The 25,724-nt window shown below is 62.1% G+C and carries 20 protein-coding genes; 16 read left to right on the top strand and 4 right to left on the bottom strand.

Going from position 1 to position 25,724, the window contains the following annotated elements; translation table 11 throughout:
- The first annotated feature begins 41 nt into the window (after window positions 1-41).
- The 8 genes from art_RS06370 (at window position 42) to serA (ending at window position 10,012) form a co-directional block, all read left to right on the top strand.
- The gene (locus tag art_RS06370) at window positions 42-974 is read left to right on the top strand and encodes a carbohydrate ABC transporter permease (protein WP_157875178.1); all 933 of its coding nucleotides are present in this window, start codon (window positions 42-44) and stop codon (window positions 972-974) included.
- Window positions 967-1,857, top strand: coding sequence for a carbohydrate ABC transporter permease (locus tag art_RS06365; protein ID WP_038463289.1), 891 nt, complete (start codon window positions 967-969; stop codon window positions 1,855-1,857). Before art_RS06370 ends, art_RS06365 begins: the two co-directional genes overlap by 8 nt.
- A 33-nt stretch (window positions 1,858-1,890) precedes the next feature.
- The gene (locus art_RS06360) at window positions 1,891-3,234 is read left to right on the top strand and encodes an alpha-L-fucosidase (RefSeq protein ID WP_038463287.1); all 1,344 of its coding nucleotides are present in this window, start codon (window positions 1,891-1,893) and stop codon (window positions 3,232-3,234) included.
- The gene (locus art_RS06355; protein ID WP_052136071.1) at window positions 3,231-4,109 is read left to right on the top strand and encodes an ROK family protein; all 879 of its coding nucleotides are present in this window, start codon (window positions 3,231-3,233) and stop codon (window positions 4,107-4,109) included. The genes art_RS06360 and art_RS06355 overlap by 4 nt, the downstream gene beginning before the upstream one ends.
- A gap of 21 nt (window positions 4,110-4,130) precedes the next feature.
- The gene (locus tag art_RS06350; protein WP_082000143.1) at window positions 4,131-5,570 is read left to right on the top strand and encodes an arylsulfatase; all 1,440 of its coding nucleotides are present in this window, start codon (window positions 4,131-4,133) and stop codon (window positions 5,568-5,570) included.
- Window positions 5,567-7,141, top strand: coding sequence for a M81 family metallopeptidase (locus art_RS06345; protein ID WP_038463285.1), 1,575 nt, complete (start codon window positions 5,567-5,569; stop codon window positions 7,139-7,141). The genes art_RS06350 and art_RS06345 overlap by 4 nt, the downstream gene beginning before the upstream one ends.
- Window positions 7,142-7,159: 18 nt before the next feature.
- Window positions 7,160-7,960: a copper homeostasis protein CutC gene (locus tag art_RS06340; protein ID WP_082000142.1), complete on the top strand. Its 801-nt coding sequence runs from the start codon at window positions 7,160-7,162 to the stop codon at window positions 7,958-7,960.
- Window positions 7,961-8,416: 456 nt separating this feature from the next.
- Window positions 8,417-10,012 (top strand): phosphoglycerate dehydrogenase, encoded by a 1,596-nt coding sequence (serA, locus tag art_RS06335; RefSeq protein ID WP_038463283.1) that lies wholly within the window; start codon window positions 8,417-8,419, stop codon window positions 10,010-10,012.
- A 704-nt stretch (window positions 10,013-10,716) separates the two neighbouring features.
- Here serA and art_RS06330 read toward each other — a convergent pair.
- Window positions 10,717-11,430: a FadR/GntR family transcriptional regulator gene (locus art_RS06330; protein ID WP_038463281.1), complete on the bottom strand. Its 714-nt coding sequence runs from the start codon at window positions 11,428-11,430 to the stop codon at window positions 10,717-10,719.
- 220 nt (window positions 11,431-11,650) lie between these two features.
- Here art_RS06330 and art_RS06325 point away from each other — a divergent pair, with 220 nt between their 5' ends.
- From art_RS06325 to metG, 7 genes are all read left to right on the top strand, one after another.
- Window positions 11,651-12,655: a TRAP transporter substrate-binding protein gene (locus tag art_RS06325; RefSeq protein ID WP_038463279.1), complete on the top strand. Its 1,005-nt coding sequence runs from the start codon at window positions 11,651-11,653 to the stop codon at window positions 12,653-12,655.
- Complete coding sequence (locus tag art_RS06320) at window positions 12,652-13,299, top strand: TRAP transporter small permease (protein ID WP_052136069.1); 648 nt, start codon at window positions 12,652-12,654, stop codon at window positions 13,297-13,299. The genes art_RS06325 and art_RS06320 overlap by 4 nt, the downstream gene beginning before the upstream one ends.
- Window positions 13,296-14,579: a TRAP transporter large permease gene (locus tag art_RS06315; protein WP_157875177.1), complete on the top strand. Its 1,284-nt coding sequence runs from the start codon at window positions 13,296-13,298 to the stop codon at window positions 14,577-14,579. The genes art_RS06320 and art_RS06315 overlap by 4 nt, the downstream gene beginning before the upstream one ends.
- 38 nt (window positions 14,580-14,617) lie before the next feature.
- A complete protein-coding gene (locus art_RS06310; RefSeq protein WP_038463277.1) occupies window positions 14,618-15,412 on the top strand; it encodes a 5-deoxy-glucuronate isomerase in 795 nt (264 codons plus the stop codon).
- Between the two features lie 2 nt (window positions 15,413-15,414).
- A complete protein-coding gene (locus tag art_RS06305) occupies window positions 15,415-16,392 on the top strand; it encodes a C-terminal binding protein (RefSeq protein WP_038463276.1) in 978 nt (325 codons plus the stop codon).
- Window positions 16,393-16,400: 8 nt separating this feature from the next.
- A complete protein-coding gene (locus tag art_RS06300; RefSeq protein ID WP_216699585.1) occupies window positions 16,401-17,180 on the top strand; it encodes an SDR family oxidoreductase in 780 nt (259 codons plus the stop codon).
- 869 nt (window positions 17,181-18,049) lie between these two features.
- Window positions 18,050-19,630, top strand: a complete 1,581-nt coding sequence (gene metG / locus art_RS06295; protein ID WP_038463273.1) for a methionine--tRNA ligase — start codon at window positions 18,050-18,052, stop codon at window positions 19,628-19,630.
- Between the two features lie 107 nt (window positions 19,631-19,737).
- Here the strand turns inward: metG and art_RS06290 are convergent, their stop codons facing one another.
- The 3 genes from art_RS06290 to art_RS06280 form a co-directional block, all read right to left on the bottom strand.
- Entirely contained in the window at window positions 19,738-20,742 is a 1,005-nt protein-coding gene (locus art_RS06290) for a type IV toxin-antitoxin system AbiEi family antitoxin domain-containing protein (protein WP_038463271.1), read from the bottom strand.
- Between the two features lie 221 nt (window positions 20,743-20,963).
- Window positions 20,964-23,483 carry an ABC transporter permease gene (locus art_RS06285; protein ID WP_038463268.1) on the bottom strand — a complete coding sequence of 840 codons (2,520 nt, stop codon included), beginning with the start codon at window positions 23,481-23,483 and terminating at the stop codon, window positions 20,964-20,966.
- A gap of 3 nt (window positions 23,484-23,486) precedes the next feature.
- On the bottom strand, window positions 23,487-24,239 hold the full coding sequence (locus art_RS06280) for an ABC transporter ATP-binding protein (protein ID WP_038463266.1): 753 nt from the start codon (window positions 24,237-24,239) through the stop codon (window positions 23,487-23,489).
- A gap of 181 nt (window positions 24,240-24,420) precedes the next feature.
- Between art_RS06280 and art_RS06275 the strand changes: the two genes are divergently transcribed.
- A complete protein-coding gene (locus tag art_RS06275) occupies window positions 24,421-25,593 on the top strand; it encodes a trans-aconitate 2-methyltransferase (protein WP_038463264.1) in 1,173 nt (390 codons plus the stop codon).
- The last annotated feature ends 131 nt before the right edge of the window (window positions 25,594-25,724 follow it).

Here is a 25,724-nt window from a genome sequence, read left to right as displayed (position 1 = left end):
AACGATTCCGCTAAAACCGGCAGCAGCAGAAAGGTGCCACCGTGACGGCAATAACAACTAAAACCGCGCCACGTAGGATCCCCGATCCTGTTGCGCCAAAGAAGCGGAAGGACTCTGATTCCCGTTCGGCGCTGGGGTTCCTAACCCCCAGCGCCATCGGGATGACGGTATTCATCCTCTTCCCCACCATCTTGGCCATCGCCACGAGCTTCTTCAACTGGCCCACATTTGGGGAAGTGACATTTGCCGGACTGGACAACTACCGCAATCTTTTTGCGCCCGGAAGCCAGTTCACTGCCGCCCTGATCAACACCTTCGTGTTCACCATCGTGGTTGTCCCGGTAAATCTCGTTCTGACGCTGTCAACGGCGTTCTGGGTCGCCACCAGCCGCTTCAGCCGGCTGTATAGGGTCTTGTTTTTCCTGCCGGTGGTTACACCAACAGTGGCCACAGCCGTCATCTGGAAATTGATCTACCAGCCCAACGGCTTGATTGATTCGACCTTGCAGTCATGGTTTGGCATCCACATGCCCAACGTCCTTGGTGACAGCAGCACTGCCCTTCTCGCCGTTGTGGTTGTCATCGTGTGGCAGGGCTTTGGCTACAACATGCTGATTTTCTCGGCAGCCATTGACCAGCTGCCCCAAGACATCATTGATGCGTCTATGTTGGACGGTGCCCACGGGCTGGGCCAGCTGCTCCGGATCAAGATTCCGCTGCTGACACCGGCCATCTTCTTTGCCTCAACCGTCACGATGATTTCGGCGTTCCAAATATTCTCCGAACCATTTGTGATGACCGCAGGAGGCCCTGGAACCTCCACCGTGACCGTGGTCATGAACGTCTACCAAACAGCTTTCCAAGGTGGCGAACTCGGTGCCGCAGCCGCCCCCGCCATCATTCTCTTTGCCTTGATCCTAATCGTCACGATGGTTCAGTGGCTGGGACAGAAGAAATGGGTTCACTATGACTAATATTCAAGTCCAGGCCAAGGCCTCGCGCTCGAACAAAGACACTGGAAGAACGGGGCCGCGCTTCCGCCCGTTCAAGTTTGGCAGTGAAATCCTGCTGGCCATCGTGGCCATCCTGTTTCTGTTCCCCATCATCTTCACCTTCTTCTCAGCCCTGAAGCCGAACGGTGAAATATTCTCCCAGCCACCTACCCTGATAGGTTCTGAGATCCGGTGGCAGAACTTCATTGAAGTCTTCAACTACACACCATTTTTCCGCTTCATCGTTAACGGGCTGATCGTGTCGGTTGCCGGCACACTGATTGTCTTGGCTGTTTCATCACTCGCCGCCTACAGCTTTGGAATTCTCAAGTGGCGCAATCGTGACAAGTACATGCTGCTTTACCTGGCCACCATGATGATTCCCCAAGAAGTGCTGGTCATTCCCATGTTCTTGTTGATGCAGAAACTGGGCTGGATCAACACCTGGCAGGCACTGATTCTCCCATGGGCCTTCGGCGCCTTCGGGGTGTTCCTCCTGCGGCAGTTCTTCCTCGGCATCCCCTATGAACTGGTGGAAGCATCCAGGATGGATGGCTGCAGCCAATGGCGGACCTTTACCCGGATCATCCTGCCACTGGCCAAGCCATCACTGGCCGTGCTGGGCGTCTGGACGTTCATCACATTCTGGAACAGTTTCCTGTGGCCGCTGATTGTGGTCAACGACGTCAATGAACTCGGCAACGTGTCCCTGGGCCTGCAGACGTTCTTCGGGGAACACGGAAACTCCTGGAACCTCGTGATGGCGGCATCCGTCATAGCCATTCTTCCCACCCTGATCATGGTGATAGCCCTGCAAAAGCACCTGGTCAAGGGCATCGCGACTGTTGGTCTGGCCGGCCGCTAGCCGCCATCCGCTTCTTCATACAAAGGTATTAAAGTGATTAATTTTGAGGACCGTGTTGGGCCTGACTTTGGCGAACACAACCCCACCTATCCCGAGTGGAATTTTCCCACGTGGCTCGCCGACGCAAAATTCGGCATCTTCGTCCACTGGGGGCTGTACTCCGTTCCGGCCTGGGCTGAGGTGGGCGACTTGCCGACCGCGGTTGAGGACGCCTACCGGGACCACCAGTATGCGGAATGGTATGGCAACACGGTGCGTGTTGAAGGCAGCAGTGCGCAGGCCTACCAGCGCGCCACCTTCGGCGAGGGAACCAGTTATGAAGACCTGGCTGATGTGTGGACGGCAGAGAAGTTCGACGCCGATGACTGCGTTGCGCTTTTCCGGCAGGCAGGCGCCAGGTACGTTGTGCCGACGGCCAAACATCATGATGGATTCTGCCTGTGGGCAACCGACACTACGCCCTTCAACAGTGCGGTTCGTGGCCCCCGGCGTGATCTCATGCAGGAGTTTGCCGATTCATCCCGCTCCGCCGGGCTCAAGTTTGGCAGCTACTTTTCAGGTGCACTCGACTGGCATGTGAGCGATTTCAGGGCTATTGATTCAGATGCCGACATCTTCCGGCTGCGCCGCAACGATGAAGATTTCGCTCGCTACTCCCACGCCCAGGCGGTGGAACTCATCCAGCGCTTTTCCCCCGACATCCTGTGGAATGACATTGAATGGCCGGACGGGGGAAAGTCAGACTCCGAGTTCGGTGTGGCGGCACTGTTCCGCGAATACCAAAGGTCAGTGCCGGAAGGCATCGTCAATGACCGCTGGGGTGTTCCCTCCCATGGCTACCTGACACGGGAATACAGTGACATCGGCGGGCTCTCGGACAAAAACTGGGAGAGCTGCCGAGGACTGGGCAAGTCCTTCGGCGTCAACCAGCAGGAGACGGCAGCCGACGTCCTCAGCGTGGCTGAACTGGTGCAGCACCTCGTTTCCGTTGTTTCGCGCAACGGCAACTTCCTGCTGAACATCGGTCTTGCAGCCGATGGCTCCGTTCCCGCGATCTACCGCGACCGGTTGTTGGGCCTCGGCGCCTGGTTGGATGTCAACGGCCAGGCCATCTACAACACCCGGACATGGACGGGAACGCTCAATGAGCAGCAGCAACGGCACTATGCCGTCACAGTCGGACCGGAGGCAACATACCTGTGTGTCCTGGCTCCTGACGCTGAGCTTGCACCGGCACCGCTGGACGTTGCCGGAGGAAGCTGGCTTGGTGCCGGGGATGGTGCCGTGGACGGTGTGGTTGTTCCGGCTGCGCTCCGCGGGGAACCCATCGCCGTTCTGAGCATCCCGCACCGATCATCGGATGTTGAGCTGCCGTGAGCCCCGAGTGGATAGGTGTTGATATCGGCGGTACAAAAATTGCCGCCGGACTGGTCGATGCCAATGGGCAGGTCCTGGCACGGGTTCAAAAGGCAACACCTGAAGGTGAACAGGCCATCGCCAACACCGTCGTGGAGGCCATTCTGGAGCTGCAACCGGAGGTGAGCGGGACCCTGGTGGGTATTGCGGTGCCGGGCTACGTCTCCACGGACCACCGGTCCGTTCTGTATGCAGCGAACCTGGAACTGGAAAACACGAAACTGGCCGACCTGATTGAAGCGAAGCTGGACATCACCTGTCTGGTCATTAATGATGCCAACGCCGCGTTATGGGCTGAGTTCAGGTTCGGAGCAGCCCGAACGGCACAGAATGTGGCCATGGTGACCATTGGGACGGGAATCGGCGGTGGACTGCTGATCAACGGGCAGCTGGTTGCTGGCGCCCACGGCTGGGCCGGAGAGATCGGGCACATGGTCGTGGATCCCGGAGGACGTGCCTGCGGGTGCGGCAGCCGTGGCTGCCTGGACAGGTACGCCAGCGGAAGCACCCTGACCAAGCATGCCCAGACCTCTGAGGACTTCGCGGAGATTGCTCGATGGCTCGGGTTTGGTCTCAGCCAGGTCTCCATGCTGCTGGACCCTGACTTGATACTGCTCGGTGGAGGGGTCAGTGCCGCCGGTGCGGCGCTAGTGAAGCCAACACAAGAGAAATTGGCGGAACTCCTCGCCGAACACGGCCGCGATTTGGCCCCGCAGGTCCGCTCAGCCGAGCTGGGCCCTGATGCTGGATTCATTGGGGCGGCCGCTTACGCCGCAGACAATGCGAGGGTCTCTCCCGACCGCTCGCTGCCCCTTGCACATGGATTGTTGAACTAGGAATAGAAAGGTAGTGCCGTCGTGGCCCAACCGAATGTAGTGGTGGTCTTGGCCGATGATCTGGGCTGGGGCGACCTCTCCTGCTATGGGGCGGAAAGAATCAACACCCCGAATTTGGACAGCCTGGCCCAGTGCGGAGTGCGGTTTACGGACTCGCACGCCTCATCGGCCGTCTGCACCCCCAGCCGGTACAGCTTGATGACCGGCTCCTATCCCTGGCGCAGCCCCCTGAAGAGCGGGGTTCTTGGTGGGCTGGATCCTGCCATCATCGGAGCGGAGGAAGCTACGTTGGCCAAGGACTTCCAAGAAGCCGGTTATGCCACCGGTGCATTCGGAAAGTGGCATATGGGGCTCGACTGGACAGCATTGGACGGGTCCAAACGGGACGCATTTGCGACTAATTTTACGGCGCAAATGCAGGGGCACGGGCGAGACATCAATTATGAGGTGCCTTTTACCGGCGGTCCCACGGATTTGGGGTTTGAACACTACTTTGGGATTGCCGGATCCCTCGACATGCCACCGTACTGTTTCCTCGACCATGACCGGGCTGTTGGGCTGCCGCTGGAAGAGAAAACAGACTTGGTTACATCCCAGCGCCCCGGACTGCAGAGCCCGGGCTGGCGGGATGACGCCGTCGACACCACCGTTGTTGCCAAAGCTGCCGAATGGATCACGCAACAGCGCCAAGTCGGACAGCCGTTCTTTGCCTACGTGGCCACAGCGGCTCCGCACAGGCCCTGTGTGCCCCCGGAATTCATCCAGGGAAGCTCCAACGCCGGCGTGCGCGGCGACGGAGTCGTCCTGGTGGACTGGATGGTGGGGCAATTGCTGGAGGCATTGGGAGAAGACCGCGAGAACACAATCTTCATCTTCACCTCCGACAACGGCGCTCCCACCATGTTCCCGGAAGACGGTGATGTGGAAGTGCACCGTCCCAACGGACCCTGGCGCGGTCAAAAGGCTGATGCCTGGGAAGCCGGACACCGGGTGCCCCTGATCGTGGCCGGACCCGGACTCAAAGCTGGCGAAGTCTGCACAGACCTGGTCAGTCTCATGGATGTGCGCGCAACCCTCGCTGACTTGCTGTCCGGTCCGGAAGCTGGCGTTGAGGCGGAGAAACCCCAATTCACCAGAATGGCCGACGGGGTCTCCTTTGCCCGCGCACTTGCCGCGGATTCAAGCAGCATGGCTGACAGCCGAATACTGGGGCATCAGGCTTTCGATGGAACCCTGGTACTTCGCAGCGGCCCGGGCAAGGCCATCTTTGGCACAGGATCGGGAGGGTTCTCCGAACCTGTGGGCGCGCCCGATGACACGGGCCGTGGTGCGGGACAGTTCTATAACTTGGACACGGATCCCACAGAGACCACCAACCTTTGGGCCGAGAAGAATAACAAGGCACTGGACATGATTGAAACCTTTGAGCGCTCCACCGGATTCATACGAGGAACACGATGACTGCACCACTAGATGCCACAGACCTGCCTGAACAATCAGAGGTCTGGTGCCCGCCGTTGGCACCGCTGCAAGACGGCGGATTGTCCCGCCCACGGATCGGCATTGCCGGGATCTCCATCGAATCCAGCACCTTTTCCCCTCACATCAGTGGAACGGAAGCCTTCACCGTCCGCCGAGGCGATGACCTGATTGACTACTATTCCTTCCTCGACGAGGGCCGGGAGCTGCGAGAGGCGGCGGAGTGGGTGCCGCTCATGCATGCCCGATCGCTCCCCGGCGGTGCGGTGGACGCCGACCTGTATGTTGCGTTCCGGGAAGAAATTGTTGAACGGATCAAAAACGCAGGCCACCTGGACGCCCTGTTCTTCGACATCCACGGAGCCATGAGCGTCATTGGCCGACAAGATGCCGAAGGGGACCTTGCCCAACATGTGCGTGCAGCCCTCGGGGACAGCGTCCTTGTTTCAACCTCCATGGACTTGCACGGAAACGTGTCGTGGGAGCTGTTGGAAAGCGTCGACCTCATCACGTGCTACCGCATGGCCCCGCATGAGGATGAGATGAACACCAAGGAGCGAGCTGTCCACAACCTGTTGACGCGCCTGCGCTCCGGAAATGGCGCCGATGTCCGGAAGCGGCGCCCGATAAAGGCCTGGGTGCCAGTTCCCGTGCTGCTGCCCGGGGAAAAGACCAGCACCCGGATCGAGCCGGCCAAGGGCATTTATGATCAGGTCCCGCCCGTAGCCGCGCTGGATGGTGTCGTTGACGCCGCCATCTGGGTCGGCTACGCCTGGGCCGATGAGCCACGGTGCCAGGCCTACGTCGTCGTTACCGGCGATGACGAGGCAGTCATTCGGCGAGAAGCGGAACGGCTGGCCGCCCTGTACTGGGATGCCCGGGATGACTTTGCTTTCGTGGCAGAGACCGCCACCTTGGCAGGGGGCATAGAGGCAGCCATCGCAGCGGGTGCGCCACGGCCGTATTTCCTGTCCGACACCGGTGACAACCCGACAGCAGGGGGAGCAGGGGACGTGACCTGGACGCTGGCCCAATTGATCGGCAGCGAAACCCTTGCGGAGGCTGATGTCCGGCTGGTCCATGCGTCGATTTTCGACGCCGGAGCGGTCGCGCAAGCCGTTGCCGCAGGTGTCGGCGGGTCTGTGGATTTGGAAGCCGGCGCGCGGGTGGACCACAACGCCCACGGTCCCGTGCGCCTCGCAGGAACCGTCTACTCCATCACCGAAGGTGACCCCACGGCTGGCACACAGGCCGTGATTCAGGTGGGCAACGTGTTCGCGATTGTGACCGAACACCGCAAGCCTTTCCATCACATCGCGGATTTCGCCCAGCTTGGACTGGATCCGGCCGAGTTCGATGTCATCGTGGTCAAGATTGGTTATCTGGAGCCGGAACTGTTCGAGGCCGCTGCAGGCTGGAAGCTCGCTCTCACCCCTGGCGGGGTGGACCAGGATTTGTTGCGTCTGGGTCATACCCACCTGTCCGACGGCGTGTTCCCCTTTGCCGCCGACAACGCATCACCGGCGCTCACCGCCCACATCCACCGCCGCTAGCAAGCAGAAAGCCGAACAATGACTGATTTGGAAATTGCCGTCCAAGGTGCCGCGGGTGGCGGGTCCTCAAGCGTGGTCCCCGGCACTCATCACTGGCGGCCCGCACTGGAGATTGCTGTGCAAGATCCGGTGGGGGCCCACATGGCGGCACTGGCCGGGGCGGACCGGTTGGAATTGTGCACCGGCCTGTCCACCGGCGGGCTGACCCCTTCGCCGGGCCTCGTTCGCGCGGTCGTTGACGCGGCCGGTCCCGGGCGGGTGCATGTATTGGTGCGGCCCCGCGAGGGCGGCTTTGTATACGGTCCCGCCGAAGTGGACCTCATGGTGCAGGACGTGCGGATGTTGACAGCCACCGACGGTGTTGCCGGTGTCGTGGTGGGCGCCCTCGTCTCCGGCGGTGCGCTGGATGTTAACGCCACGGCCCGCATGGTCGAGGCCGCCGGGGCACTGGAGGTCACGTTCCACCGGGCCATCGACGTCTGCCCTGACCCCCTGGCTCTGCTCGATGGACTGTTGGAACTCGGCGTTGCCCGCGTCCTGACATCCGGCTGTGCCGCCCGCAGCATCGACGGCATCGAAACCATTGCGGCGTTGGCGCAGAGGGCGGGCAACCGTCTGCAAATCCAGGCCGGCGGGGGAGTGCGGATCGAGGACTTCCCCGCCCTCCTGGCAGCCGGTGCAGCGGCGGTCCACTTATCCGCACGCCGGCAGGAAACCTCGGCCGGGCCCAGTGGCCCCGGCGGCGGCAGTCAGGCCTTTGACGTGACCGATCCGCTGATTGTTACCCAGGCCGTGGCCGCGGTTGCCGCACTGCGGTGACCAGCCGCTCCCTGGCTTCTGACACCGCTCCCGCCCTCGGAGCCCGGAATCCCGGGCTCCGAAGGCGGGAGCGCAGCATTCTTCGGGTGGGCACCAGAACGGCGGGTGGTTGCGGTTAAAGCCGGTGGTGGAACACTCGCTTTAACCGCAACCACCCGCATTTTTGTGGGTTCCAGGCGCTTGTCGCGTCGTTGTTGCCGGTCCCACATGGTCCGGCAGACGCCGTCGTGCGTCCTTCGGAAAGTGGCCCGCCAAGCCAGTGTGACCGAGGGCTGGACAAAAGGGTGCGCAGGCGTGTGATTTATATCGCTTACGTCGCGGATTCCGCCGATTGTTACGGCGCCCAAGCCGGTCTCCCATAAACTGGGGAGCGGTTTATGCTGGCGAAATTGCAGCATAGAAACCATTCACCAAAATCCCCACCAGAACACAACCGAGAACTAAAGAGGTCACCAGGTGAGCGCCACCAAACCCGTAGTACTCCTCGCTGAGGAACTTTCGCCCGCTACGATCGAGGCCTTGGGCCCCGATTTTGAGATCCGTCACACCGACGGCGCGGACCGATCCCAGCTGCTTTCCGCCATTGTTGACGTTGACGCGATCCTGGTTCGCTCCGCAACTCTCGTGGACGCCGAGGCTATCGCCGCGGCCAAGAACTTGAAGGTCATCGCTCGTGCCGGCGTGGGGCTGGACAATGTTGACATCAAGGCCGCAACCCAGGCCGGCGTCATGGTTGTGAACGCGCCGACCTCCAACATCGTCTCCGCCGCCGAGCTGACCATCGGACACATCCTGTCCCTGGCCCGCCACATTCCGGCCGCCAGCACCGCCCTGAAGAACGGCGAATGGAAGCGCTCCAAGTACACCGGCACCGAGCTGCTGGAAAAGAAGCTGGGCATCATCGGCCTGGGCCGCATCGGCGCCCTGATCACCGAGCGCGCCAAGGCCTTCGGCATGGAGGTCGTTGCGTACGACCCCTACGTCACCTCGGCCCGCGCCGCCAGCCTCGGCGTCCAGCTGCTCTCCCTGGATGAGCTGCTGGAGCAGTCCGACTTCATCACGATCCACATGCCGCGCACCCCCGAGACCCTGGGCATGATCGGCACCGAAGCGTTCAAGAAGATGAAGAAGAGCGCCTACGTCATCAACGTGGCCCGCGGCGGCCTCATCGACGAAGCAGCCCTGAACATCGCCCTGCGCAACGGCGAAATCGCCGGCGCCGGCATCGACGTGTTCGTCAAGGAGCCGGCCACCGACGTCGACTTCCTGGAACTCGACAACGTCATTGCCACCCCGCACCTGGGTGCCTCCACCGACGAGGCCCAGGAAAAGGCTGGCGTCTCCGTCGCCAAGTCCGTGCGCCTGGCACTGGCCGGCGAGCTCGTTCCCGACGCCGTGAACGTCGCCGGCGGCGTCATTGCCGCAGAAGTCCGTCCCGGCATCCCGCTGATCGAGAAGCTGGGCCGCATCTTCACCGCGCTGACCCACGCCTCCGTCACGCAGATCGACGTTGAAATTGCCGGCGAAATTGCCGCCCTCGACGTCAAGGCGCTGGAACTCTCCGCACTCAAGGGCGTCTTCAAGGACGTCGTCTCCGAACAGGTTTCCTACGTCAACGCACCGGTTTTGGCCGAGCAGCGCGGCATCAAGACGAACCTGATCACCACACTGGAATCGGCCGATTACCGCAACGTGCTGACCATCCGCGGCGCCCTGTCCGACGATTCACAGATCTCCGTCTCCGGCACCCTGACCGGCCCGAAGCAGATCCAGAAGATCGTCGCCGTCAACGGCTACGAGCTGGAAATCCCCATGAGCGATCACCTCCTGGTCATCTCCTACGCGGACCGCCCCGGCGTCGTCGGCACCCTCGGCCGCCTCCTCGGCGAGAACGGCGTCAACATCGCCGGCATGCAGGTCGCCCGCCACACCGAAGGCGGCCAGGCCCTGGCCCTCATCACGGTGGACAGCTCCGTCCCGCAGGCACTGCTGGAATCCCTCAAGACCGAGATCGGCGCCTCCATGGCCCGCGAGGTCGACCTGGAGGACTAACCTTTTCCAATCTGACCCGCAGACAACGGCGAGAATTCGCGATTTTTTCGTGATTGTCGCCGTCTTCTGCGGGTCAGTGTTTCGTTAAGGAGGTTCCGGTGAAGCACGACGGCGGCACTCGTCCCGCTCTTGCGGCCCACCTTTGGTGCCGGTGCCGGACATACCCGGGTGCCGCCGTCGTGCTTTCACAGGGTGGGTAAGTGACGCTACTCAACCTCTGGCATGCGCCGTGGTGCGACCCTGCCAATCGCATAAACGAAGGCACTTTGCCACAGCGACTCATGCTGATGCCTTGGGTGGGGCGGTCAACTTTCAGTACTCGTTGGAGGGCTGGGGTTCGGCGACACGGCCGTTGCTGGACTGCGCGACGAACGGGTGAGCGCGCTCATCGGTGAATGATGAGGGTCGAGCGTGAACTGAGCCTGGCCGAAACGCCACATCCGGTCAAAAACGAAAAAAGCCCAGCTGTGCTCGCCGGGGGCATGCCAGATACCAAGAACCCACTGGATTGGCCGACCGCGCCCCTCGATGACGAGCGTCGGCCGGATCCGGCATAGAGGACGAATCAGGGTTGGTGGAGCGTGAGCTCGATGCGCCGAGCCGTGTCGGCCACGCCCATCAATATCTGGATTCCCGGACATTAGCGCATCCGAAGCTATGTTTTCAGACGGCCATTCGGGATCTCGCTCGTGTCGGCAGAGCAGTCATTCCGTAGAGCCGATGGCGCCGCGGACTTCCTGGATAACCCGCTCCATGGCCAGGCCCGCACCAATTACATTTCCTTGGAAGATCTCTTGCGCGACATCCTCGTGGGCAGCAATGGAGATCTCCGCTGGCCGGTCTGGCATCAGCCCGGCCTCGGTGCGGCCCCGCAGTACAGCAGCCACTAGATCGGCCAGCGCGGCGAAGAGCTCGTTGCCTGAAGAACGTAAAATCAGTCGGTGGAATTCGATGTCGTGCTCGAGATATTCCTCAAGGTTGCCGCTCTCACCGGTGCGGCGCATTTCAGCAGCGATGGGGAGGAGGCCGGCGCGTACATGGACCGACTCATTCTTCGCCATCCCCAGCGCGGCTGCTGGTTCTACGACCATTCGTAGTTGGGTGAGGGAATCGAGCTGCTCACCTGCGCGATTTGATTTAAGTCGCCAATTGATGAGGTTGACGTCGAGTACCTTCCACGCGTCAATCGGCTGGGGGCTTATGCCGATGCTTCGTCGAGAGGTGATGAGGCCCATCGATTCGAGCGTACGGGTGACTTCGCGGGCCACAGTGCGCGATACCTCGAACCTGTGCTGGATTTCTTCGAGTGTTGCTACACGATCGGTGTCCCAGACGCCCTCGATGATTTCGATGCCGAGCTCCTGCGAGATGCTGTGGTGCAGTGGACCCTCGCTGGGCCCCTGTCCGGAGCTCTTCATTGCCCTCCCCTTATCCGAGATGAAACTTCAACCTAAGTCTGCCATGTTCACACGTTGAACGTACTTCGTAATCTTAAGTACTTGCTTCGGATGACTAAACGTGTCTAAGATCATCTGAAGGCACTCTCGGTGCCGGTGACACTATAGATCCCCCCGACATATCGGGGTGAAGGGCAGCGGCGCCCCGGGGCCGCCCGCTGATTCCCAGGAAGGTTCAAAGATGAACAAGAAAGTCCTTGCGGCGCTCGTAGCCGTTATGGTGCCGTTCTCCTTGGCGGCTTGCTCTGCAAACGGTGGAGACGGATCCTCCGATGACGTCATCAAGTTCCAGCTCTCGATGACAGACAACAAGAGCTCGAACTACTACCAGGGCGCGGCCACGATCGCGGAAGAAGTTGAAAAGGCCACAGACGGGCGCATCCAGATCAACGTGGTCGCAGGCGGCGGGCTGGGCGATGAGCGTGGAACGCTCGAAATGGCCATGAACGGCGATCTTGACATCGCCACCGCGGCCAACCCAATCTTCACAAACTGGATCCCAGAGATGTCTGCGCTCGACCAGCCGTTCCTCTTCGACAATGCCGAGCAGGCGCACGCCGCTGTTGACGGCGAAGTCGGAGAACTGATCGAGACCGCGGCCAGCGAGAAGGGTCTCCACATTCTCGGATACATGGAATCAGGCTTCCGCAACGTGTTCTCCACGAAGCCGATCACCGAGATCTCTGACTTCAACGGTGTCACGATCCGCACCATGCAGAACAAGTACCACATGGCCGCCTTCGATGCCTTCGGGGCACAGCCCGAGGCGTTGCCTGCCGGTGACCAGTTCACGGCACTGCAGCAGGGCACAATCGATGCCGCAGAGAACGCCACCGCCAACATGCTGGCGAGCCGCCTATTCGAGGTGACCAGACACCACACCACCACCGAACACGCCTTCGTCTACATCCTCATCGCGATGTCAGATAAAGCCTGGAACAAGATCCCCACAGATCTGCAGCCGGTGTTCCAAGACGCCGTTCGTCGTGGTGCGGAGGCACAGCGCGGATATCTCGCTGAAGCCAACGAGACCGCGGCCGTTAGCCTCCAAGCCGAAGGTGTTGAGTTCCATGAGACTGACCGCACTTCACTCGTCGCAGCTTACGAAGCGACCTCCGAAGAACGAGGCTTCACCTTCGATCCCAAGTGGACCGCAGCGATTGACAAGGCTCGTACAAACAAATGATCAAGAATCCACTCCAGCCAGAAAGGCCTGACGTGTTGAGTGCTACACGCAAGGTGCTCCAGCGCGGAGAGAACTTCATCATGATCGCAACGTTCGCGATCATGGTGGCCGCGCTCTTCCTGGGGATCCTCAACCGAAACTTTATCCACTCATCCATGCCGTGGCTCGGCGAGATCGCCACGTTCAGCATGATCTACATGGTTCTCCTCGGCACCGAAGCTGGGCTCCGCGACGGTAGCCAGGTTGCGATCTCCGGCGTCGTTGACAAATTCAGTGGCCGGGCCCGTCTGGGCCTTAAAGTCATCGCGAAATTGGTCGTCGTGCTTTTCTCTGCAGTGATGCTGTACGCATCCGCAAGTATGGTCGTGCGCCAGATCCAGACCGGGCAGACTTCGCCCGCCCTCGGCGCTCCCATGTGGCTGCCCTACGTCGCCTTCCTGCTGTCATTCCTCATCATCGTCGTTGTCCAAATCGCTTATCTGATCATCCTCGTAAAGGCTTTCGTTACCAACGATGCTGCTCTCGCAAAGACCGTCGAGGCAGAGCGGGACGAAGTCCAGGAGTTGCTTGCGGAAGAGACCGCCAAGACGGTAGCCACCCCGATCGTTGACGGCGACGCACCCACCCAGAAGGAGTCCCGATGACTATCACCGCGCTCATTATGCTGTCGGTTTTCTTGGTGCTGCTTTTCCTCAGCGTGCCGATTTCATTTGCCCTCGCGGGTGCCGTCGTGGCAGTGCTGATATTCGACCCCACGATCGAACTCGGCTTCGAGGTGATTGCACAACGCATGTACGGCGGGCTCGAAAGCTCCGCCATCATGGCTATTCCGTTCTTCATCCTGGCGGGAAACATCATGACCAAGGGTGGGATCTCGAGCAGACTGGTTGAGTTCGCTAACTCACTCATCGGTGGCGTTCGAGGCGGCATGGGCTATGCGCTTGTGCTTGCCAGCGGTTTCTTCGCGGCGCTGTCCGGCTCTGCTCCCGCTACTGTCATCGCCATCGGCATGATGCTGTACCCGGACATGGTCAAACTCGGCTACCCGAAAGGGCGCGTCGCATCCCTGCTGGTCGTCTCCGGTGGTCTCGGCCCGATTCTCCCGCCGAGCATCATCATGATCGTGTACGCAACGATGACCGGTGCTTCGGTCGGCAACATGTTCAAGTCGGGTATGGTCATCGGCCTGATGATCCTGGTCGTTCTGATGATCCTGGTTGCGTTGTACGCCAAAAAGGAAAAGTGGCCCAAGAGCGACCAGAAGTTTTCCGCAGCTAAGTTCCGCAAGTCGTTCCTCACTGCCATCCCCGCACTTCTTCTACCCGTTATCATCTTGGGTGGTATTTACTCCGGTCTTGTGACACCAACGGAATCCGCCGTCCTCGCTGTGGTGTGGTCGCTGATTGTGAGCCTGTTCGTTTACCGTCAGGTCAGCTTCAAGGAACTTGGCCCGATCTTCATCAGCTCTGCAAAGAGCAGTGCCATGATCCTGTTCATCCTGGCTGCGTCGACCGCGTTCTCCTGGCTCTTCGCCTACTCAGGTACATCGGCCTCGCTGGTCAATGGCATCATTTCGATGAATCTCAGCCCGATGATGTTCCTGATCATCGTTGCGATTCTGCTGCTCGTCATGGGCATCTTCATCGAGGGCATTGCGACCGCGGTTCTTATGGTTCCGATCCTGTGGCCGATCGCCAGCGCCCTGGGCATCGACGTCATCCACTTCGGAATGGTCGTCTCGATCGCCAACGTCGTCGGGACAATGACGCCGCCTGTGGCTGTAAGTATCTTCGCAGCGCAGTCGGTCACGAACCTCAAACCCGGTGTGATCGTCAAGAATCAGATGCCGTTCTTCCTGGGCTATCTCGCAATCTTCGTTCTCGTGGTGCTTGTCCCCAGCGTCAGCACCTTCCTCATCCGCTAAGCCCACCCTCTTCACATTCTCGAAAGGACATCTCGATCATGACGTCGACGAAGAATCCCAGCCGCAAGGTGCAATCCCCGGAGACACCCGGCTGGCATATAGTTATCGCACCGGATCGCTCCGAGTGCACCGCAGCCCATGTGTTCCGGCTCAACCTGCCCGCTGGCGAGTCGCACACCATCACCACCGGTGAACTGGAGATGCACCCCGTGCTCATCCACGGTCGGGTGACCCTGTCTGGGCATCCGACTCTGAGCGGCGAACTGAACCGTTTCGACGGCTTCTACCTGCCCGCCGATCAGACAATCACCGTCACCGCAGATGAAGACGCTGTCTTCTACGTTGCTGGAGCGCAGTACGAAGGGATCGGCGAGCCGGTCCTCACACCGTGGAACGCCGAGACCCCCATCGGGGACGTCCACCAAATTCACGGTCAGGGCACCTCGCGTCGCGAGGTGATGTTCACGCTACCTTCGAAGGTGCCGGCATCGCGCCTGATTTGTGGACTTACGTGGAGTGGCCAGGGCACCTGGACGAGCTGGCCCCCTCACCAGCACGAGAAGGACCTCGAAGAGGTCTACTGCTACTTCGACATGCCGACCCCTCACTTCGGTCTGCACCTGGGTTACGCAGCAAGTGGCGAGACGGACGAGATCGTCGCGCACCCCGTGCGCAGCGGTAGCTTCGTCGAGGTGCCGGATGGGTACCACCCGACTGTCGCGACGCCTGGAACGGTCAACGCCTACCTGTGGGTTCTCGCCGCGCACCGTACGTCGAGCCGCAGCTACGACCTCGCTATTGAGGACCCGATCCTCGAGAATCTGCGGGGCTGAGCGTGCGTATTGTCATCACAGACACAGATCACGACTCGGTAGACGTTGAGACTCAGGTTGCAGCCAGCCGGGGCATCGACCTGGTCGTTGCACAGTGCCAGACCGAGGAAGAGGTCATCCAGGCTGCGGCCGGAGCCGACGGACTCATCGTGCAGTACGCACCGATCACGCGTCGCGTGTTTGAGGCTCTGCCCGGCCTCGCCGCCGTCGGACGCTACGGCGTCGGGGTGGACACAATCGACCTCGAAGCTGCGACCGAGCACGGTGTCGCCATCACCAACGTCCCGGATTACGGAACCGAAGAGGTCAGCGACCATGCGATCTCGTTGGCGCTCAGTGCGTCTCGCGGAGTTGCCCGTCTGGACCGCGGTATCCGTCGGGGCGACTACTCTCTGGAGGTTGCAAAACCGCTGTTCCGTCTCCGCGGTCGCGTCTTTGGCGTCGTCGGATTGGGAAACATCGGCGCAGCGACGGCGCGCAAGGCGAAGGGCGTTGGCTTCACCGCGATCGGCTCAGATCCTGCCTTTGAACCCGGCACGATCACAGCCGATGGCATCGAGGTTGTCACCTTCGAAGACCTCCTTGAACGCACCGACATCCTGTCGGTGCACGCCCCGCTCACAGCGAGGACGCACCACCTCATCGGCACTGACGCTATCTCCCGCATGAAGCCGGGCACGATCGTCGTCAACACGAGTCGTGGGCCTCTGATCGACACCGCAGCACTGGTCAGCGCTCTGCAGGAGGGGCGACTGGGCGGTGCGGCGCTGGACGTATTCGAGGAGGAGCCGCTGCCCATAGACTCCGACTTGATGAGTCTGGATAACGTCACACTGACCCCGCATGCCGCGTGGTACAGCGAGGAGTCCTATCAGGAGCTCAAGCGTCGCGTAATTGAGAACGTGGCCGACATCTGCGCAGGCATTCCGGTGCCCAACGTTGTCAATCCGGCCTTCTTCGATCAGATGGTGAAAGGATGAGTAACGCCATGACAACACCAGAATTGAACAGTATTCCCAACCCCTTCGACTTCAGAGGCCGTACGGCTGCGGTCACGGGGGCCTCCAGAGGTATCGGCGAAGCCATCGCGACGGGTTTCATCCGGGGCGGGGCAAACGTGATTGCCCTGCAGCGCAAGCCCGTTCAGGCCGAGTTGCTCGCGCTCGCGGAGGAAAACGGTGTCAGCGTCACGCATGTCCCCGTAGACCTGGGTGATGAGGATTCGGTTTCGGCGGCGATCGAGGCGTCTCTCGCTCTCGGTGCGGTAGACATTCTCGTCAACAACGCAGGCACGCAGATCCGTCACGACACCGTCGACTTCCCGCTTACGGATTTCGACGAGGTGTGGGCCATCAACGGTCGTGCCGTGTTCCAGCTGTGCCAGGGCTTCGCCCGGCCGATGCTAGAGCGTGGCGACGGCAAGATCGTCAACGTTGCTTCGTTGCTGTCCTTTCAGGGCGGGTTGCGCGTTCCGGCATATGCGGCCGCGAAGGGTGCAGTCGCGCAGTTCACGAAGTCAATGTGCAACGAGTGGGCCGCTCGCGGTGTCAACGTCAATGCCATCGCACCCGGCTATGTCTCCACCGACATGAACGAGGCTCTGCTCGGCGATGCCGAGCGCTCCGAACAGATCTCTGTGCGCATTCCAGCCGGACGCTGGGCTAACGGCGAAGACATCGCCGGTGCCGTGCACTTCCTGAGCTCTTCTGCCGCTGATTACATCCACGGGGTTGTTCTGCCCGTGGACGGAGGTTGGTTGGCGCGCTGAGCGCCAGTAACTGCTCACGAGCCGCGTGAGGGTGCCTGTCCCGACTTGGGGAGGGGCATTCTCATGTGGCTCGTAGTGTTTTGTTGGGGTGTGCTGAGACGCATACAACGATTGTGGGAATGAAGGCAAAAGGACTAGGCGCATTCTGGCTGTCGGTTGGGCAACGTTGTCCCAGGTTCTTTGTCTCTGTCCACACCGGCCCCGGTCCAACCAGCCTCGATCGGGGTCATATTCAACCGGATCTGAGACAAACATATGGTCCGCAGCGCTTAACTTCAGCCGAGTTCCCCTCGCGGAGCGCAATAGTTCCTGCTTGGCCAAATGCTTTGCGTGGAGTTCTTCAATGACGGCACGGCACGTGGCTAATTCATCGTTCCCGGACGGGTGCAGGAGCACCAGACGGCACTTGCCAGGCTTTGCGTCGTAGATCCACAGCACCCGCCGCTAAGATCACAGGCGTTCACGAGGATCGCTTCCCCGTTTCGCTATCGCAAGAATTCAGCCTCAACACAACAACTCCTCCCGGCAGCCACCGTGGCACACCGGAATCCCGATGGCCGGCAGCAGCCAGCAGCGACCAACACCAACACGCACTTATCGGCATAGTGCGCCTTGCTGGCTCTGAGTATTGCGCCAGTGTCCGGGCTGCGCAGCGAAATGAACCCGCTTGGCGCATAAGTCCGGGCCATTTTGGGCCGGCGCCGGGCCAGCGGACACCGCAGCGCATAACCTGCAGTGAGTTTGGGCATGCGCATGGTTGGAATTTTGCCAAGCTCATAGTCCAGGGCCGGTGTCGAACTTTGGTGGTCCGGGGCCCGCCGAAGGGTCACGAATCGGTGTTTCAGGTGGGTTCACGGTAAATTCATAGAGTGAGCACTACTGACTCGGCCAAGACGCCTTACTACCTGACCACCGCCATCACGTACCCCAACGGCGATCCGCACATTGGGCACGCCTACGAATACATCGCCACCGACGCCATGGCACGCTTCAAGCGCCTCGACGGCTTCGATGTCATGTTCCTGACGGGCACGGATGAGCATGGCATGAAGATCGCGCAGACAGCCGAGAAGGAAGGCCTCACGCCCAAGGAACTCGTGGACCGCAACGTCACGATTTTCAAGGACACACACAAGGCTCTCGGCATCACCTATGACCGGTTTATCCGCACCACCGACGCCGACCATTACGCCGCGTCGCAGGCCATCTGGGCGAAGATGGAAGAGGCCGGTGACATTTACCTGGGCAAGTACGAGGGCTGGTACTCGGTTCGCGACGAGGCCTACTACGGCGAGGATGAGACGGAACTGCGCGAGGACGGCAAGCGCTACTCCAAGGTCACCGACACCGAACTGACCTGGACCGAGGAGGAAAGCTACTTCTTCCGCCTGTCGAACTACCAGGACAAGCTGCTGGCGCTGTACGAGGCCCAGCCCGAATTCGGTGCCCCGCGCACCCGCTTCAACGAGGTCATCAGCTTCGTCAAGGGCGGCCTCGAGGACCTGTCCGTCAGCCGCACCACCTTCGACTGGGGCGTTCCCGTCCCCGGCAACGAGAAGCACGTCATGTACGTGTGGGTCGATGCGCTCACTAACTACCTGACCGCCGTGGGCTACCCGGATGTTGATTCCGAGGCGTTCAAGAAGTACTGGCCGGCCGACGTGCACATCATCGGCAAGGACATCTCCCGCTTCCACGCCGTCTACTGGCCCGCGTTCCTCATGTCCGCCGGCCTCGAGCTGCCCAAGCGCGTCATGATCCACGGCTTCCTGCACAACAACGGCGTGAAGATGTCCAAGTCCTTGGGCAACGTGGTGGCGCCTGCCGACTGGATGGCGCAGTACGGCCTGGACCAGGTGCGTTTCTTCCTGCTGCGCGAGGTCCCGTTCGGTGCCGACGGTTCCTACAACCACGACGCCGTGGTGGGCCGGATGAACTCCGATCTGGCCAACAACCTCGGCAACCTGGCACAGCGGTCGTTGTCCATGGTGGCGAAGAACTGCTCCGGCGTTGTTCCGACCCCGGGCGAGTTCACGCCTGCGGACGAGGCGATTTTGGGTGCCGCCCGTGAACTGTTGGAGCACTCCCGCCACGCCTACCAGTCACAGGACTTCCACGGTTCGCTGGAGAAGATCTGGCACGTTTTGGGCGACACCAACGCCTACTTTGCCGACCAGGCCCCCTGGATTCTGCGCAAGACCGACGTGCCCCGCATGGAAACCGTGCTGTACGTGACGATGGAAATCCTGCGCATCGTCTCCATCCTGGCGCAGCCGGTCATGCCGGATGCGGCCGCCAAGCTGCTGACAGTTTTGGGCCAGGGTACTTCCGAGAACGACGCCGTCCGCCAGTTCGCTGCCATTGCGGCACCTTTGGTTCCCGGTACAGTGCTGCCCGCCCCGGCACCGATCTTCCCGAAGTACGAGGAGCCGGCCGCCGTCGAGGCGTAGGTTCTGCCTCTTCGGCGTCATTTCTTGGAAAAAGCCGGTGTTGGCGGGATCGGACGGTGGTATACCACCGTCCGATCCCGCCAACACCGGCTTTTCTGCGTCCGGGACTACTTTTGGCGCAGCCCGGCCTGCCTCAGAAGGCGGATAAAGCGTTCTTTGTCCAACATTTCTGCCCACGTCCACCGCACAAATCCCACGCCTTGTGCCCGGATCTGGTTTTCCCGGTCCTTCTCCTTCATGACCCGTTCCTGAATGGAGACACCGCCAGCCCAGTCCACACGCAGATACTTCTCCTTGCCGTCGAATTCGCCGGCCAGGTTCAGCTCTTCAAACCAGAAATCTACGAGTGCCGTGGATGAGTCGCGGAGTATGTATTTCTTTTGCAGGACGGGTGTGGGGAAGCCAAACATGTGCATCTTGGCCCGGCTTATGGATTCCCCGGCCGATCCGGATAGTGCTGAGGCGAAGTTGATGACCGTTTGTGCCCTCAATGCTGCCGCCTTGGACGGCAGCATTTCAGCGGCAGCCTGCAACTCTTCCTGTCGCAACGGGAGCCCCTGCGTGTAGGTGGTCTGCCATATCGGGACGGAGATGCCGGGAGCGGCTCCAATTGGTCCAAAGCTGTTGTAGGCACGCTGGCGGTCAAAGACCTTCAAACTCGAGTCGCAGACGGCCACTGCGCGGGGAAAGTCGAGGCTCACTATGAGCTGCATGACTGTTGTTAACTTGTCGGTGAGCCGGAACGGCCCGCATTGGACAACGCCGTCCGTTAATGAACCCCGGTGCTGCCTGACGTCGTTGCTGTTGTGCCCGCCGGTGGTCACCTCGGTCATGACATGGATCAGCTTGGGCGTACCTACAATCCACAGCCCCCAAATCGCTGCGGCAGTGGCGTGAGCCAGCACTGGTTGGTGGTGGGCAGCCAGCTGCACGGCGGTTGCCTGCAACTCGTATTGCTGCATGGCGCGTAGTTTTTCCCAGTCCACCCGGCGAACGTAAGCGCCGCGCCGCACCCTGTACAGATCGCCCTTGTTGCACAGGTCCACAAGGGAACGGCGGTCTCTCCCAATACCTGCAAAGTCGGACGGAAGAATCAATCGCGGGGTTTCCATGCGCCCTACACTGCCACTGGCGCAGAGACCTGCGGAAGGCCGGTGTCATCAAATGTGCACAACACGCGGGCCAAACCGTGTGTGGAGGAATCAACGGAGAAGGTTCACGCACCCCGTCGCCGTCTGGCATGCAAGAGGGACGGGGTTTGCGGCAAGGGACGGGGCTATACCACCGTCCCTTTCCGCAAACCCCGTCCCTTATGCCCAGAGAGCCGGAAGCGTCAGTCCATGGCGAGGCCCTCAACGGGGGAGAGCCTGGCCGCGCGGCGGGCCGGCACCACGGAGGCGAGGAGCCCCGCCACGGCAGCAACGCCCACCACCGCCAGGATCTGGCCCCACGGGATCACTGCCGTCACGTCCGCGAAGGTGCCCAGTGCCGATTGCGCCCCGGCCCAGCCGTAGACGGCGCCCAGAACGGAGCCGATGATCGCGGCAACGCCGGCAATCAGCAGAGCCTCGAGCGCGAGCATGCCGCGCAATTGTCCACGCGTCAGTCCCAGGGCCCGCAGCAGCGAGTTCTCCCGCGTCCGCTCCAGGACTGACAGCGAGAGTGTGTTGGCCACGCCGATCAGCGCAATGAACACGGCCACGGCGAGCAGCCCGGTGACCACCAGCAGGAGCATATCGATAACCTGGTTGAACATGACCTTCTCCAGCACGGCGCCGGAGATGAAGCTCTCGTCAATGCCCAGCGTGGTGGCCAGCGAGGTGCGCAGGTCCATCAGCGCGTTCACGTCCAGGGACGGGTCCACGGAGATCCACAGCGGTGCAGAAGACTGTCCACGCAGCGGGTCGTCGACTGCCAGCGCAGGGAACGCGTCCAGGGACACCAGCGCCGTCAAGCCGTAGTTGGTGGCAACGGTCGCCGAGAGGTTGGTGGTCTGCGAGCCGGCCTGCAGGCTGGCGGCAGTGGCGTCCGCACCGTCGGGGAGCACACCCTTGGGAAGCACCGCCGAGGTCCGGGTGGGTCGGTTGACCGGGTTCGCCAGGACCGCTGCCGCGTCGGCGTCGGTGATTCCGTACGCAGCCAGCTGTGTGTCACCGGCACTCACCATGCCCACCAGTTCGAGCCTGGCAATGTGCCTGACGCCGGGGAGCGCCCTGGCAGCGGCAATCTTCTCGTCGGGGACATCGGAACCCCCGGCGAACGCCTGGGCGCTGATGTCCACGGGGTAGCTGCTGTCGAGTTGGGTGTCGAAGGCATGCCGGGCCGTCGCGGCACCGGTCATCATCATGGTCACGAGCGTGACGCCGATGAGCAGGGCAGACGCCGTCGCGGTGGTCCGGCGCGGATTGCGCACAGCATTGGCCGCGGCCATCTTCCCGGGGACGCCGGCGGGTGCCGCTAGGGTTCCAGCCAGCGACACGAGCTTCGGCACGAACATCGTCGCCGCCATGAGGAAACCGACAAAGGACGCGGCACCGGAGGGGAGAGCGATGAGCAGGTTTGCGGAGATTCCGCCGTAAACCAGCCCAACACCGCCCGCCAGCAGCAGCAGCACGCCGATGGTCAGGCGCAGCCGTCCGCCTGAATTGTGCACCGAGACGTCGTCGGCCGGTCGCAGCGCAGCCAGCGGTGCCACGGCCGTCGCGGCGCGGGCGGGAACGAGTGCGGCAAGGACTGTCAACAGGGTGCCCACCAGGATGCCGGCAATGATGGCCGACGGCGGCACCGCCAGCGTGGCAAAGGCAAAGTCGGGGTTTTGGCTCAGCAGCGTTAACACCAGGGCCATGGTTCCGACGGCGGCCAGCACACCGAGCACCGAGGCAATGAACCCCACCACGAGGGCCTCGAGAATCACGGAGTTGCGCACCTGCTTGCGGCTGGCGCCAACGCAGCGCAGCAGGGCAAGCTCGCGGGTGCGCTGCGCCACCAGGACGGAGAAGGTGTTGGAGACAACCAGGGCGGAAACCAGCAGGGCCACCCCGGCAAACGCCAGCAGGACAATGGTCAGCTGGTCCTGTCCGCCGGTGAAGCTGGCAACGTCCCGCGTGGTCCTTTCATCCGGTGTCAGGATGGTATCAATCGGCTGGTCCAAGACGGAGGCCAGGGTGGACTTTGCCTCGGCCAGAGAAGTGCCGGGCTTGAGCTTCAGGGAAATGGTACGGAAGAAGCCCGTGTTCGGGCCGCTGAGCGTGTCCACGGCGGCGGGAGTGCCAACAAATTGGGCCATGCCGGAGGACATGGGGTCGGTTGAGGCTGCCATGATGCCCGAGACCGTGGCGGTCAGTTCCGGCGCGGAGGTCTGGCCGGTGGTGCTGCTCTCGGAGGCGACCGAATCGCCGGTCAGCTCCACGGTGCTGCCCACGGACAGCGAGTTTCGATCGGCGGTGACAGCATCAACGGTGACTTCACCATCAGTGGCGGGCCAGGCGCCGGAAATCAGTTTCACCGGTTCCAGCGAGGCGGCTGACGGCATGTTGCGGACCAAGGCGCCAACGGAGCTGGTTCCCAGCTTGCCTTCTACATACAGCGAACGCTGTGCATAGGATTCCGCAACGAACGGCGAGGAGGCCACGGTGTCCGCGGCCGCCGTCGTCAATGGAACTTCGCCGGGAGACGAGACGACGAGGTCGGCAGAAGCGTACGACTGTCCGATGCTCGCCTTCAGCGACGCCTTCGTGGAGGCGTTGACCATGAGCGTGGCGGAGAGGAAGGCGACCGCCAGCAGCACGGCGAGCGTGATGGCGATGAAGCGGCGCGAGTGCGTCCGCAATTGGCTCAGGGCTACTTGCAGCATGGCCTACGCCCCCAGCTGCGCCAGCGAAGCCAGCACCGATTCGGCGGTGGGATTCTCCAGCTCGCCCACGAGTTCGCCGTCGTTCATGAGGACCACGCGGTCGGCGTATGAGGCGGCGACGGGATCGTGCGTGACCATGATGATGCTCTGGCCCATTTCGCGGGAGGAGCGGCGCAGCATGCCCAGGACCTCGGCGCCGGAACGCGAATCCAGGTTGCCGGTGGGCTCATCGCCGAAGATGACGTCGGGGCGGGTGAGCAGCGCCCGGGCCACGGCGACGCGCTGCTGCTGGCCGCCGGAAAGTTCGTGCGGCTTGTGCGCCAGGCGGTCGGTCAGGCCCAGCGTGGAGGTGATGAACGTGAACCATTCCTTGTCCACGGTGCCGCCGGCCAGTGCCACGGGCAGCGTGATGTTGGCTTCCGCGGTCAGCGTGGGAACCAGGTTGAAGGCCTGGAATACAAAGCCGATCCGGTCGCGGCGCAGCTGTGTTAAATCCTTGTCGTTCAGGGCGGTCAGTTCGGTGTCGCCCAGGTGGATGGTGCCCGAGGTGACGGTGTCGAGCCCCGCCAGGCAGTGCATCAGCGTGGATTTTCCCGAGCCCGACGGCCCCATGATCGCGGTGAATTGCCCGGCCGGGAACTCCAGATCAACGCCCTTGAGCGCCGTCACCTCGGTCTCGCCCTTGCCGTACGTCTTGCGCAAGCCGCGGGCCTGAACCGCCAGCGTGCGTTGATTGTGCTCAGATGTGATGGTCATGGCACCAGCCTATTTCCGGCTTCCGCGCAGGGGATCGGCTCGCGGGTGGATATCGCCCTGATGTTCGACGCCGGACCCTCCTACCGTGGGATGAGTCACCGTGCGCTTCGGTGGTGGCGGGTGCGCTCCGCAAGTGAATTTCTGCTTTTCACGCCGCACAGGGAGGAGGACAATTATTCGCATGGTCCAGGAGAGGGATGACGGAGTTGAGGCGTACTCGGACAAGGTGGTCACTGCCCTGTTGGGCTACGCGGAACTGTCAAGCATCGTGCTCGGTGACGGACTGGGATGGTATGCCGCGCTGGCCGAAGCCGGTGGTGCAGGGTTGACGCCGGCCGAGTTGGCCGCGGGCACCGGCACGCAGGAACGCTACGCGCGGGAATGGCTGGAACAGCAAAGCGTGGCGGGCTTCGTCGGCGTGGTGCAGGATGCGGCGGCTCCGGGCAGGCCGGTTCGGGACGGACCGCCAGGTGGCCCGCAGTCCCGGGGCGGCCCGGCTCCGGACAAAGTGAATGACCAGCCCTACAGCCCCCGCTTCACGCTGCCGCCCGGTGCCGCCGAGGTGCTGCTCCAACCGGACTCCCTCACGGCGCTTATGCCCATGGTGCGCATGCTCCGGGCAGGGGTGGCCCAGCTGCCGGAACTGCTGGCGGCATACCGTCACGGCGGCGGCGTTGGCTGGGCACAGATCGGCAGCGAGGCACGCGAGTCGCAGGCAACCGGCAACAAGCCGTGGTTTGACCAGCGGCTGGGGCCAGCACTGGCGTCGGTCCGGGAAATCCACGAGGTGCTGTCCCGACAGGGGGCGCACATCACCGACCTAGGTGCCGGCTGCGGCTGGTCCACACTGGCGCTGGCGAACGCCTACCCGGGGGCCGCCGTCGTCGGCATCGACCTTGATGGGCCCTCCATCGAACAGGCGCGGCAGAACGCGCGCCGCAGCGGTCTGGAGGGCCGGGCAACGTTCCGCCACGCCAACGCCGCGGACGCCGAGGCGCCCGACAGCCAGGACGCCGTCTTCATCTTTGAGGCGCTGCATGACATGCCGTTTCCCGTGCAGGTGCTGACCGCGGTCCGTGACATGGTGAAGCCCGACGGGGTGGTGGTGGTCATGGACGAAGCCGTCGCCGATGCGTTTGGCCCGGACGGGGACGGCCTGGAGCGGCTCATGTATGCCTACAGCCTGTTCATCTGCCTGCCCGACAGCCTGTCGACCCCGGAATCGGCGGGGACTGGGACGGTGATGCGGCAATCGGTGCTGGAGGGGTACGCGGCCGGGGCCGGCTATTCCGCAGTGGAGCGCCTGCCGATCGAGGGCTTCTCCGCCTTCCGCTTTTACCGCCTGCACCTATAAGGCCCCCGCTACGCCTTCCCGAGTACCTCGGCGGCGCTCGCAGGCGGTGGCGACCATAAACCGTGGTTGTGCATGCGGGCCGAAACACCGTCCATGCGGATCAATGTGGCTCTCACGGTCCAAGCTGAGCC

This window comes from Arthrobacter sp. PAMC 25486 (assembly GCF_000785535.1).
Lineage (GTDB): Bacteria > Actinomycetota > Actinomycetes > Actinomycetales > Micrococcaceae > Specibacter.
Note: the sequence above shows the minus strand (reverse complement) of the source record. Positions and strands in the feature narration are given on the sequence as shown.